9 protein-coding genes are annotated in these 12,676 nt (G+C 71.2%); 4 read left to right on the top strand and 5 right to left on the bottom strand.

Annotation, left to right across the window (positions count from 1 at the left end; translation table 11 throughout):
- Nucleotides 1–28 precede the first annotated feature (28 nt).
- Entirely contained in the window at nt 29–526 is a 498-nt protein-coding gene (locus tag RGI145_RS19965; protein WP_027281168.1) for a DUF2231 domain-containing protein, read from the top strand.
- Here RGI145_RS19965 and RGI145_RS19960 read toward each other — a convergent pair.
- The 5 genes from RGI145_RS19960 to RGI145_RS19940 all read right to left on the bottom strand — a co-directional run bounded on the left by RGI145_RS19960 (nt 504) and on the right by RGI145_RS19940 (nt 7,279).
- Nucleotides 504–1,019: a CopD family protein gene (locus RGI145_RS19960; RefSeq protein ID WP_075800300.1), complete on the bottom strand. Its 516-nt coding sequence runs from the start codon at nt 1,017–1,019 to the stop codon at nt 504–506. The two genes, RGI145_RS19965 and RGI145_RS19960, sit on opposite strands and share 23 nt — an antisense overlap.
- Nucleotides 1,016–1,762, bottom strand: coding sequence for a cytochrome c oxidase assembly protein (locus tag RGI145_RS19955; protein ID WP_075800299.1), 747 nt, complete (start codon nt 1,760–1,762; stop codon nt 1,016–1,018). Before RGI145_RS19955 ends, RGI145_RS19960 begins: the two co-directional genes overlap by 4 nt.
- Before the next feature lie 226 nt (nt 1,763–1,988).
- Nucleotides 1,989–3,128 (bottom strand): N-methyl-L-tryptophan oxidase, encoded by a 1,140-nt coding sequence (gene solA, locus RGI145_RS19950; RefSeq protein ID WP_075800298.1) that lies wholly within the window; start codon nt 3,126–3,128, stop codon nt 1,989–1,991.
- Nucleotides 3,129–3,225: 97 nt separating this feature from the next.
- A complete protein-coding gene (locus RGI145_RS19945) occupies nt 3,226–5,640 on the bottom strand; it encodes a transketolase (RefSeq protein ID WP_075800297.1) in 2,415 nt (804 codons plus the stop codon).
- Nucleotides 5,641–5,674: 34 nt separating this feature from the next.
- A complete protein-coding gene (locus RGI145_RS19940) occupies nt 5,675–7,279 on the bottom strand; it encodes an ABC transporter substrate-binding protein (RefSeq protein ID WP_075800296.1) in 1,605 nt (534 codons plus the stop codon).
- Nucleotides 7,280–7,439: 160 nt separating this feature from the next.
- Between RGI145_RS19940 and RGI145_RS19935 the strand changes: the two genes are divergently transcribed.
- From RGI145_RS19935 to RGI145_RS19925, 3 genes are all read left to right on the top strand, one after another.
- The gene (locus RGI145_RS19935) at nt 7,440–8,360 is read left to right on the top strand and encodes a LysR family transcriptional regulator (protein ID WP_075800295.1); all 921 of its coding nucleotides are present in this window, start codon (nt 7,440–7,442) and stop codon (nt 8,358–8,360) included.
- A gap of 63 nt (nt 8,361–8,423) precedes the next feature.
- Nucleotides 8,424–10,682, top strand: a complete 2,259-nt coding sequence (locus RGI145_RS19930) for a hydroxymethylglutaryl-CoA lyase (RefSeq protein WP_167668379.1) — start codon at nt 8,424–8,426, stop codon at nt 10,680–10,682.
- Nucleotides 10,679–12,673, top strand: coding sequence for an aconitase family protein (locus RGI145_RS19925; protein WP_075800294.1), 1,995 nt, complete (start codon nt 10,679–10,681; stop codon nt 12,671–12,673). The genes RGI145_RS19930 and RGI145_RS19925 overlap by 4 nt, the downstream gene beginning before the upstream one ends.
- Nucleotides 12,674–12,676 lie beyond the last annotated feature (3 nt).

The following is a 12,676-nucleotide window of genomic DNA, read 5'->3' as shown; positions in this document are numbered from 1 at the left end:
TCTGCCGTCGGGCAGAAGGAGAAGCGGCATGGCCGAGGGCACCGAGACCAACCCGGTCATCCAGAACCTCTCGGAGGAGGATGTTTCCTCCGCCGTGGCGGTGGCCGGCCATCCCCTGCATGCCATGGCGGTGCATTTCCCCATCGCCCTGGTCTTCGGCACGCTGGGCTGCGACCTGTTCTACTGGTGGTCGGCCGATCCGTTCTGGCTGCGCGCCGGCCTCTGGGCCTGCGGCGTCGCCTTCGTCAGCGGCGTGCTCGCGGCGGCGATCGGCACGGCGGAGCTGCTGCTGGTGCCCGGCATCCGGGGCCGCGCGGCGAGCTGGATGCACGCGATCGTCGCCATGGCCCTGATCGCCATGATCGGCATGAACTGGGGCCTGCGGCTGGTGGACCTGGCGGCGGTCCTGCCGCTCGGCCTGCTGATGTCGCTGCTCTGCGCGGCCTTCACCGGCGTCGCGGGCTATCATGGCGGCAAGCTGATCCTGGATCACGGGATCGCCCTCATGGTGTCGTCGCGCGACTGAAGGACGGCACCACCCCGCCCAGCAGGTCGCGCAGCCCGCCCGGGCGGCGCAGGACCTCCGGCACGGCGTCGAGACCGGCTGCGGGCTTGTCCAGCACCAGCCAGAGGATGGCCAGGATCGTCAGCAGGGTCAGCCCCGTCAGCCCGGCATTCGCACCGCGCCACAGCAGGTGCGGATTGCTGAAGAGATGCAGCACCACATAGCCGTTCAGCAGGTGCAGCAGCGCCAGCACACCCACCGCGAGCAGCTTGGCGGCGAACCACAGGGTGAAGGTGTCGCGCAGGAAGATCAGCGCCGTGCCGGAGCCGATGGCCAGGAAGGCCGCGGGCGAGACCAGGGTGACGAAAAGGAAGCGGGTGAAGGCCTGCAACTCGAAGAGCGGCCCTCCCTCCGCCACGAGAGGCCGGCGGGCATAAAGCAGCGGCAGCCCCAGCAGACCGGCGCACCAGATGCTCAGCGTCGCGATGTGGAGGATCTTCAGCCAGAGGATCATGCCGCGCGGCGGCTTTCCGTGCCGAGCAGGCTTGCGAGACGCAGCAGCGCCGCCGCGAGATAGGGCAGGCTGGCCGGCACCCACATGATCAGCCCAGCGAGCTGTTGGTCCTCCAGCGGCGAAAGGCCATAGGGCGCCGTGCTCGCCAGGTGCGGCGCGTAGAGCGGCTGCCCGGCGAAGGTCAGCAGCGCTCCAAGCAGCCCCATCTGCATGGTGGTGAAGAGCAGGGCGGCCAGCACCGGTCCCGCAGCGCGTTCCGGCGAGAGCACCGCGCGCCAGAGCAGCAGGGCCGGAAGAAGCAGGGACAGTTCCATGATCCAGTACAGCGCGTCGCTGCCAAGGGCCGCCGCATAAGGGGACGGGGCGTGCCAGAACCAGAGCAGCACGGCCTGCGCCCCCGCCAGGGCGGGCAGGAGCGCGCGGCCGCCGCTCCCCCGATCCGGGGGGAGGCCCGCGGCCAGCAGGGGCGCCGCCACCGCCACGAGCAGCATGTGGTGGGCCACCCGGGCCGAGAAGAGCGCCGAACTCAGCGCGCAGAGAGGGGACACAAAGGCAGCGAGGAGGACCAGCCACCCGGCCAGGGCGAAGCGCGCCTGCCGGCCCCGTCCCTCCCGCCCCAGCCACCAGCCGTGGGCCAGGCCGGCCACCGCCAGGATCGAGAGCAGGACCGGATCGAGGTTCCAGCGGCCCCAAAGCTCCTCCGGCAGCGGGGCACTGCCGCAATAGGGGATCGTCGGGTCCATGGCCGCCTGCCTCCTTCTCGCTGCGGAGGCCGGCCCCGCATCGCCCTGGATGTCCTGTCCGTGTTCCGGCGGCGCTTCCCGGCCCCGGCGGAACATTCTCCAGGGCTATCGCGCGAAGGAACCGGTTGGCTGCATGGAGGGAAGCCGGTTTTCCGGATTCAGGCGTTCCGGGGCGATCGAGGCCCCGGCGCGTGCCGCACCGTGATCCTCCTGCCGATGGCGGCGGTCATGCCGCCAGGGGCTGGCGGTTCAGGCGCAGGAAATCGATGGCATGGCGCGTCCGGCCGTCGCCAGTGGCGAGGTCGGCCAGGATCTCTCCCACCACGGAGCAGAACTTGTACCCGTGGCCGGAACAGGGGGAGGCCAGGACAACTTGCGCATGCCCTGGCAGGTGGTCGAGGATGAAGTGCTCGTCCGGCGTGTTGGTGAAGAGGCAGGAGCGCAGGGCCATGGTCGGCCCGTTGCCCTCGGGGAAATAGCGCCCGGCGAAGTCGCGCAGCAGCGCCTCGTCGCGCGCATCGGGCTCGCGCCGCAGCGCCTCGGGCGCCCCCTGTTCCTCCAGATGGTGGTAGCGCCCGAACTTGAAGCCCGGCACCTCGTAGATGGGAAAGCCGTAGAAGCGGCCCTCCGGGACATCGAGGTTGAAGACCGGGAAGCGGGAGCGGTCGAAGAGCTCCGGCCGCAGCGGTTGCAGCCAGGCCAGCACCTGACGCTCCGGCACGGCCAGCCGCGACAGTTCCGGCACGAGCTGCCCCATCCAGGGCCCGGCGGCCAGGATCAGCCGCTCCGCCTCGTAGCGCCCCTGCTCCGTCTCCACCTCCACGCCGCCCGAGGGCATCGCCCGCCACGCGCGGACCGCCTCGCGGGCACGGATCTCCGCGCCCAGGGCCTGCGCCGCCCGCACATGCGCCACGATGGCGCGCTCGCTGGCGATCAGCCCGCCCTGGGGCTGGAACACCGCCCGCGTGCCCGCCGGCAGGCGATAGGCCGGGAAGCGCTCCCCGACCTGCGCCGCGGTGAGCACCTCATGCGGCAACTCGTGCTGCAAGGCCGAGGCCAGCGCACCCTGGAACAGGCCGCCATCCTCCGGCCCCGCGTCGATGGAGCCGGTGGTGACCAGCAGCTCCTCGCCGCTGGCGTCCTCGATCTCCCGCCATAGCTCGTAGGCCCGGCGCAGCAGCGGCACATAGGCCGGGTCCTCGTAATAGGGCAGGCGGATGATGCGGCTGATGCCATGGGAGGAGCCCATGGCATGCGGGATGTCATAGCGTTCCAGCCCCAGGACCCGCTGGCCGCGCCGGGCGAGCTGCCAGGCGGCGGCGCTGCCCATGCCGCCGATCCCCACAACAATCACGTCGTAACGCATGCCCTGGCCTTCCCTGGTCCCTCCCCGGTCCGGAGGCCGGGCGAATCCCATGGTGCCCCGGCGACTGGCGGGTGACCAGTGGCGGGGACCGTGCCGCTCAGGAAACCCGGCGCAGGTGCCGTACCGGCCTTCCCCGTGTCAGCGCCTGCGCCGAGGCCGCGATGCTTTCCGCGTCCAGCCCATGATGGCGGTAGAGGTCGCCGATTGTGCCGGTCTGGCCGAAGCGCTCCACGCCCAGCGCCCGGGTCCGGTGCCCATGGACGGCCCCCAGCCAGGCCAGAGTGGCAGGATGCCCGTCCAGCGCCGTGACCAGGCCGCAATGCGTGGGCAGCCGGCCGAGCAGGGTCTCCACATGGCTGCTGGCCTCGGGATGGCCCGACTCACGCAGGCGCTGCGCCGCTGTCCAGCCGGCATGCAGCCGGTCGGCCGAGGTGATGGCGAGAAGCCCGATATCGCGGCGGTCCTCGGCCAGGAGGCCCACCGCCTGGATGGCTTCCGGCGCGATCGCCCCCGCATAGGCCACCACCACCTCCGGATTGGGCCCGGGCGGCCGCATCCAGTAGGCGCCCTGGAGGATGTCCTGCTCCAGCTCCGTGGTCATCTGCCGGCGCGGCTGCTCCAGCGGGCGGGTGGAGAGGCGCAGATAGGCCGCCCCGCCGGCCTCGTCGCGCAGCAGGCTGCCGGGCGGCGGTGCATCGTGGCGTTGCAGGTGCGCGAAGGCGAAGCGCAGCGCCACCGCCAGTTCGTCCACGAAAGCCGGCTCGAAGCTGGCCAGCCCGTCCTGCGACAGCCCGATCAGCGGCGTCTTGATGGACTGGTGCGCCCCGCCCTCCGGCGCCAGCGTCAGCCCCGAGGGCGTCGCCACCACGACGAAGCGCGCATCCTGATAGCAGGCGTAGTTCAGCGCATCGAGGCCGCGCTCGATGAAAGGGTCGTAGAGCGTGCCGACGGGCAGCAGGCGCTCGCCATGGATCGCGTGCGACAGGCCGAGGGCGGACAGCATCAGGAACAGGTTCATCTCCGCGATGCCCAGTTCCAGGTGCTGCCCTTCCGGCGAGAAGCGCCAGTTGAAGGTCGAGGGGATGCGCTCCTTTCGGAAGGTATCGGCCATCTCCTCCCGCGCGAAGAGGCCCCGCCGGTTCACCCAGGCGCCCAGATTGGTGGAGACGGTGACGTCCGGCGAGGTGGTGACGATGCGCCGGGCCAGCGGCGTGTCACCCTTGGCGATCTCGTGCATCAGCAGGCCGAAGCCCTGCTGCGTGGACATCTGCGGCTGCATCGGCACGGACAGTGCCGCCGGCACCGGGACGGGCACGGCGGCGAAGCGCCGGGCCGGGTCGCGAGTGAAGGGCACCGCGTCGAGGAAGGCCGCGAGCCGTTCCTCCGGCAGGTCCAGCCCCTCGAAACGGTCCCACTCATGTCCCTCGCGGACCCGCATGGCGGTGCGCAGGGTCTCGAACTGCGCCGGGGTCATCAGCCCGGCATGGTTGTCCTTGTGCCCCGCCAGCGGCAGGCCGGAACCCTTGATCGTATAGGCGATGAAGCAGACCGGCCGGTCGTGGAGCCGCGCCGCCTCGAAGGCCTGAAGCAGCGTCGGCAGGTCATGGCCGCCGAGATTGCCCATCAGCCGCGCCAGTTCCTCGTCGCTGCGCCGGGCGAGCAGCGACGAGACCTCGCCCTGGTCGCCGAGATCGTCCATCAGCCGCCGTCGCCAGGCCGCCGCACCCTGGAAGGTCAGCGCCGAATAGAGCTGGTTGGGACAGTTCTCGATCCAGGCCCGCAGCCGCTCGCCGCCCGGCTCGGCGAAGGCCGCCTGCTGCAACAGCCCGTGCCGCAGCACCACGACATCCCAGCCAAAGTTCCGGAAGGTCGCCTCCAGCCGCGACCAGAGCCCTTCCCGCACCACGGCGTCCAGGCTCTGGCGGTTGTAGTCCACCACCCACCAGCAGTTCCGCAGCCCGTGCTTCCAGCCCTCCAGCAGTGCCTCGAAGATGTTGCCCTCGTCCATCTCGGCATCGCCGATCAGCGCCACCATACGTCCCTCGGGGCGTCCCTCGGAGCGCTCATCGGGCCGGTCCGTGCCCAGCCCTTTGGCGCGCACATAGTCCTGCACCAGCGCGGAGAAGAGCGTCTGCGCCACGCCCAGCCCGACGGAGCCGGTGGAGAAGTCCACGTCGTCCGTGTCCTTGGTGCGCGAGGGATAGGACTGCGCCCCGCCGAAGCCGCGGAAATCCTCCAGCTTCGCGCGCGTCTGACGGCCCAGCAGGTACTGGATCGCATGGAAGACCGGGGAGGCGTGCGGCTTCACCGCCACCCTGTCCTCCGGCCGGAGGACCGCCAGATAGAGCGCCGTCAGGATCGTCGCCATGGAGGCGGAGGAGGCCTGGTGGCCGCCGACCTTCAGCCCGTCCGTGTTCGGGCGGAGATGGTTGGCGTGGTGGATGGTCCAGGTCGCCAGCCAGAGAACCTTGCGCTCCAGCTCCGCCAGCGCCTGAAGATCGATGCCCGTCACGCCTTCCCCCCCTTTCCCGGTGGACTGGAACCGGCTATCCGCGCCGCACGTTCCAGAACTTCGCGAAGCCCGGCAGCACGCCCGTCACATCGGCGCGCAGCACCGTCGGCAGGAAGACCTGCGCCACGGGGATCCAGTTGGCCTCGCGCAGCGTCTGCACCTGCAACTCGCGCGCGATGCGCTGGCGGTCCGCCTGGTCCGAAGCCAGGAACCAGTCGCGATACAGTTCCTCCACGCGCGCGCTGGTCGGCCAACCAATCCAGGCATCCTTGCCATTGGCGCGGATCGCCGGAACCACGGTCGGGTCGGTGAAATAGTCGCCATCCGCGCTGACGCCGAAGATGTTCCAGCCGCCCTTGTCCGGCGGCTGCTGGTTGACGCGCCGCTGCACCACGCTGCCCCAGTCCATCGCCTGGTAGTCGAGGTTGAAGCCCATCTTGCGCAGCAGGTCGCCCATGACCTCGCTGACGGCATTGTTCACCGGGCTGTCGGTGCCGACCAGCATCACCACACGCTCGCCCTTGTAGCCCGCCGCGGCCAGCTCACGCTTCAGGGCGTCGAAGTCGCGCCGGCCGCGCATCTCCTCCAGCCCCGCCCCGGTGGCCATCGGGCCGCCCGGCAGGAAGATGCCGACCTTGCCGCCGCGCAGGCTGGGATCGGTGCCGCTGATCATCTGCTCGAACTCGTTCTGGTCCACCACGGACAGGACCAGCCGGCGGATGGCGGCATTATCGAAGGGCGGATACAGGTGGTTGAACTGGATGAAGGCGATCGTGCCGGCGCGGTTCGTGATCTCCGCACGCAGCGACTTGTCGCGCCGGACCAGGGGCAGCAGGTCGGGGATCGGCCGCTCCCACCAGTCCACCTCGCCGTTCTGGATCGCCGCCAGGGCGGTGGAGGCGTCCGGGATCACCTGCCATTCCACCCGCTCGAAATGCACCTGCTTCGGGCCGCTGGAAAGGCCGGGCTCGCCACCAGAAGCCGTGCCTCCCTGGCGCGGCACATAGCCGTCGAAGCGTGCATAGGCCACGCGCGCGCCCGGCAGGCGGTCGGCGGGCAGGAAGCGGAAGGGGCCGCTGCCGATCATCTCCGTCATCGGCGCACTGGGATCGGAGGGGATCAGCCGCGCCGGAACGATGAAGGGCGTGTAGGGCGTCGTCTTCGCCAGGGCGAGCGTCAGCAGCGGGAAGGGACGCTTCAGGCGGAACTGGATGGTCCTGTCATCGGGCGCGGACAGCTCGTCGGTCGCGGCCATCAGCGTCTTGCCGAACGGATCGCGGCGCGCCCAGCGGCGCAGGCTGGCCACGGCATCCGAGGCCCGCACCGGCTCGCCATCATGGAACCGCAGCCCGTTGCGGAGCCGCAGCAGCCAGCTCCGGCCGTCATCGGCGACCTCGTGACCCTCCACCATCTCCGGCACCGGCTCGCCGGCGGCGTTCAGGCCATAGAGCGTGTCGAAGATCATGAAGCCGTGGTTGCGCGTCACCGTGGCCGTGGTGATGCCCGGGTCCAGCACCGCCAGATCCGCCTGCGGAATGACGCGCAGCACGGAGGACGGGCGTCCTCCCGTCTGGGCGCCGGCCAGCCGCGGGGCCGTAAGCGAGGCCATGCCCGCCGCGAGGAAGCTGCGCCGCCTCATGCCTTGTTCTCCTCCCTGCCGCCGGGTTCGTCCCGGTCGGATGATGTCTTGGCCCAGGTCTAACCCCCCGGTCATCGCAAGCCAAGCCGGTCTTTCGGCACCCGTCCGCAGCGGCCATCATCGCGCCGCGCCAACCCCGATCCCGTGATGGGCATCTATCATGAACCCTTTCCAGGCCGATTGGACGACCCTGCGCATCCTGCTGGCGACGGTGGAACTCGGCAGCATCACCCAGGCGGCGCAGCGCTGCGGCATCGCCACCTCGGCGGCGGCGAAGCGGCTGCAACTGCTGGAACGGGACTGCGGCCTGCCTCTCCTGGAACGGAGCGCGCGGGGGGTGCGCCCGACCGCGGCGGGAGAGGCGATGGCGCAGCATGCGCGCGCGCTCTTCGACCTCTCGGCCCGCTTCGCCGAGGATTTCCGCGCCTTCGCCAGCGGCGGGCAGGGCAGCGTCCGGCTGGGCGCCTCGGCCTCGGTGATCGCGGGCCACGAGCTGGGGGCGGTGCTGGCCGGCTTCGCGTCGCGCCATCCCGCCATCCGCGTCGAGCTGAGGGAGGAAACGAGCAGCACGATCCTGCACGACCTCGTGGAAGGGCGCGGGGATCTGGGACTGATCACCAGCGCGAGCGAGGTCCCCCCTCCCCTGGAGGCCCGCCCCTGGCGGCGCGACCGGCTGGTCGTCCTGTGCCGTCCGGACCATTCCCTGGCCAAGGCCCGGTCCCTGCGCTTCGGCGCGTTGCTGGAGCATCCGCTCATCGGCGTGCAGGAGGGCGGCGCGCTGTCGCTGATCCTGGGCGATGCGGCGCGCAGGCTGGGCCACCGGCTGGAATTCCGCTTCCAGGTCGGGGCCACGGAGGCGGCGCGCGGCTTGGTCGCGGCGGGCCTGGGCCTCGCCGTGGTTCCGGAGGGGCTGGCCGGGACGGGCGCCGGCACGCCTGCTCTCCAGGCCGTGCCGCTGGACGAGGATTGGGCGCGGCGGCAGTTGCGGCTGGTCACCCGGCCGGCAGCCATGCTTCCCCCCGCCGCACGGCTCCTGCGGGACCATCTGGCCGCGACAGCATCCGCAGATGGCGGACGCTGACCTCGCCAATCGAGACTTCATCTCCGTGCTCCACGGGGGCATGATGGGCGGATGAGGAACGCCATGAGCAAACCCACCGTCACCGTGCGGGAAGTCGGGCCGCGCGACGGCCTGCAGATGATCCGGTCGGTGATGCCGACCGAGGTGAAGCTGCGCTGGATCGCCGCCATGGCCGAAGCCGGCATCCCGGAGATGGAGGTGGCGAGCTTCGTGCCGCCCGCCGCCATGCCGCAGATGGCCGATGCCGCCGAGGTCGTCGGCAGCCTGCGTGCCTCGCATCCGGGGCTGCATGTGATGGCCCTGGCGCCCAATCTGCGCGGGGCGCAGAACGCCGCCGCGGCCGGGGCGCAGGCGATCGTCCTGCCCGTTTCCGCCAGCGAGGCGCATAGCCTCTCCAATGTCCGCCGCAGCCGCGCCGAGCAGGTGGCGGAGTTCCGCCGCGTGGTGGAATGGGCCTGCACGCTCGGCCCCGCACGGCCCTCCATCGAGGCGGGGATCTCCACCGCCTTCGGCTGCTCCCTCCAGGGCGAGGTGCCGGAGCGCGAGGTGATCGCCCTGGCCACCGAACTGGCCGAGGCCGGCGCCGATGGCGTCGCCCTGGCCGATACGCTGGGCTATGCCAGCCCCCGGCAGGTCCGCCGGCTGGTGCGCGCCGTGCGGCTGGAACTCGGCCCCGTGCGCCTCGGCAACCTGCACCTGCACGACACCATGGGGACCGGGCTGGCCAATGTGCTGGCCGGGCTGGAGGAAGGCGTGCGCGGCTTCGATGCCGCGCTGGGCGGCCTCGGCGGCTGTCCCTTCGCACCCGGCTCCGTGGGCAATATCGACACGGAGGATCTGGTCTATCTCCTGGAATCCGAGGGCTTCGACACGGGCATCGACCTCGCCGCGCTGATCGGGACGCGCGCGCTGTTGCAGGAGGGCCTGCCCGGCGAGGCGCTGCACGGCCGCGTGGCCAGGGCGGGCATCCCGCGCACCTTCCGCCCGGCGCGCGAAGCCGTCGCCCGGCCGGAGGACGCGGCACCCGAGGCAGCCCCGGCGAAGACCGCCCCGGCCACGGTGCGCGGCACGACCGGCCCGCTGCATGGCATCCGCGTGCTGGAATTCACCCACATGATCATGGGGCCGAGCTGCGGCATGGTGCTGGGCGATCTCGGCGCCGACGTGATCAAGATCGAGCCCGGTCCGGAAGGCGACAACACGCGGCGCCTGATGGGGGCGGCGATCGGCTTCTTCCCCAGCTTCAACCGCAACAAGCGCAGCCTGTGTCTCGACCTCAAGTGCCCCGAGAGCCTGGAGCTGGTGCGCCGCCTCGCCGCCGAGGCCGATGTGGTGCTGGAGAATTTCCGCCCCGGCGCGATGGACAAGCTCGGGCTCGGCTATGCCGATCTTTCCGCGCTCAATTCCAGGCTGATCTATTGCTCCTGCAAGGGCTTCCTGCCCGGCCCCTACGAGCACCGCGCGGCGCTGGACGAGGTCGTGCAGATGATGGGCGGCCTCGCCTACATGACCGGGCTGCCCGGCAGGCCGATGCGCGCGGGTTCCTCGGTCAACGACATCATGGGCGGCATGTTCGGCGTGATCGGCATCCTGGGCGCGCTGCGCGAGCGCGATGCCACCGGGCGCGGCGCGCATGTGCAGTCGGGGCTGTTCGAGACCAACATGGTGCTGATGGCGCAGCACATGGCCGCCACCGCCATCACCGGTCAGAACCCGCCTTCCTTCGGCGATCCGGCCATGGTGAAGCCCTGGTCGGTCTATGACGTCTTCGACACGGCCAATCCCGGCGAGCAGGTCTTCGTCGGCGTCGTGACGGAAACCCAGTGGCGCGGCTTCTGCGAGGCCTTCGGCCTTTCGGACCTGTTGCGCGACCCGGCCCTGGCCACGCAGGCGCAGCGCGTGCTCGACCGCTCCCGCTACCTGCCCCGCGTCGCGGAGGTCTTCCGCAAGCTGCCCAAAACCGAGCTGATGGCGCGCTGCGAGGCGCTGGGACTGAGCTTCGCGCCGATCGCCCGGCCAGGCGACCTCTTCGACGACCCGCATCTGCTGAATTCGGGCGGGTTGCTGGAGACGGAGATGGCGAGTGCCGAGGGCGCCGCCCGCGTCGTGCCCGGAGGCACGGCCGCGCATCCGCTGGCCGGGCTGCCCGCCCTGCCCGTGGCCGTGGATGGCGTCCGCCTGGGATTGCGGCGCCAGCCGCCGCGCAGCGGCGAGCACAGCCTGGAGATCGCGCGGGAGGCCCGGCTGACGGAGGCGGAGATCGAGCGCATGGTGGCGGCGGGCATGCTCTGGGCGCCCACCCTGCCGATGGCGGCGGAATGAACGCCCGCCTGGATCTGCCGGGCCGCGTCCTCTTCCTGTCCGGCGACCCGGAGCTGGTCACGGCACAGCTCGGGGGCCGTGACCTGACGCTTGCCGAAGCGGGGCGGCTGCGCGACGACGTCTCTACCGACGAGATCACCCCCCTGCCCTCGCTCGTCCATTTCGACGAAGCGCTGGCCGACCATGCCTATACCGGGGTCAAATGCGGTGCCGTGCTGCCTTTCCGCCCGGGGATGGCGCGGGCAGGCGGCTTCTCGGTCACCGTCGCCGGGGCACGCTACGGCAAGGGTTCCTCCCGCGAGCACAGCCCGCTGGCCGAGAAGATGGCCGGCATCCGGCTCGTCATCGCGGAGAGCTTCGAGCGCATCTACCGCCAGAACGCCGACAATCTCGGGCTCTTCACCTCGACGGATTTGGGGCTGGTCGAGCGCATCCGGCGCGGTGAGGCGATCGGGGTGGAGGAGCTCGTCGCAGGCCGGGACGCGGTCACCGCCGCCGTGCTGCGGGCCGGCGGGCTGCTGGCCTATGGGCGGAGCGTGCTGCAGCACGCATCCGGCGCACGCCCGGCGGTGTCGCCGGGACCGCAGACCCTGGCCGCCAAGATCCTGGCCCGCCATGCCGTGGCGGTTCCGGGTGCCGGGGAGCGGCTCGAACCGGGCTCGGGAATCTTCGTGCGCGCCGACCGGCGCTTCATCCACGACATCTACACGGCGATGTGCCGCTTCATGCTGCGCGGCGCTTTCGGCGAAGCACCGGTGCTGGAGGACCCGGCCTCCATCCTGACTTTCGAGGACCATTATTCCTACGCGCACCGGAGCCCGGCGCATGTGGAACGCGGATTGCTGCCGCATGTCCGGGCGCTGTCGGAGGCGCACCGCGCCTTTGTCGCCGAGCACGGGCTGACGGATCACGGATATCTTTCGGGCGGAGAGGGTTCCGAAGGCATCTCCCACGCGCTGGTGGCGGAGCGCTATGCCCTGCCGGGGCAGCTCATCGTCGGCACCGACTCCCACACGCCGCACAGCGGCGCGCTGGGCTGCCTGGCCTTCGGCGTCGGCACCACGGACATGGCGAATGCCATGGTGACCGGCATGGTGCGGCTGACCGTGCCGGAGGTGCTGCGCATCGAGATGCGGGGCAGCCCGCCACCCGGCGTGACCGCGAAGGATATCGTGCTGCATCTCCTCGCCCTGCCCGGGCTGAAGGCCGGCACGGGCGTCGGGAAGGTCTTCGAGTTCGCGGGGCCAGGCATCGCCAGCCTCGGCGTCGATGAGCGGGCCACGCTGACCAACATGACCGCCGAGCTGGGCGGCTTCGCCGGGATCGTCGCCCCCGATGCCGAGACCCGGCGCTTCCTGCGCGAGCGGCGCGGCATCGACTTCGAGCTGGAACCCTGGATGTGCAGCGATCCGAGGGCACCCTATGCCGAGGTGATCCCCCTGGATTTGTCGCGGTTGTCGCCCATGCTCGCCGCGCCCGGCGATCCGGGCCGGGGCGTGCCCGTCGCGGCCCTGGACGGGCCAGTGCGGATCGACATCGCCTATGGCGGCTCCTGCACCGCCGGGAAGCGCGAGGATTTCGACCATTACCACGAGGTGCTGGCCTGGGCCCTGGCACGCGGCCTGAAGCCACCGTCGCATGTCCGGCTGCTGCTGCAGTTCGGAACGGCGGCGGTGCGGGACTATTGCGCGGCACGCGGCTATCTCGACACCTTCGCGCGTATCGGCGCCGAGATCCTGCAGCCGGCCTGCGGCGCCTGCGCCAATTGCGGCCCCGGCGTCTCGGTCTCTCCGGCCCAGGTGACGGTCAGCGCCATCAACCGCAATTTCCCGGGGCGGTCAGGCCCTGGTCAGGTCTGGCTTGCCAGTCCGCCGACCGTGGCCGCCAGCGCCGTCGCGGGGGAGCTGATCTCCTTCCAGGCGCTCCAGGAACGGTATCCTCTTCCCGTGCCGGATCTCGCGGATGCCACCGGGCCGGGCGCGCCCGGCTGACGC

It is taken from the genome of Roseomonas gilardii (assembly GCF_001941945.1).
In the GTDB taxonomy this organism is placed as follows: Bacteria; Pseudomonadota; Alphaproteobacteria; order Acetobacterales; family Acetobacteraceae; genus Roseomonas.
Note: the sequence above shows the minus strand (reverse complement) of the source record. Positions and strands in the feature narration are given on the sequence as shown.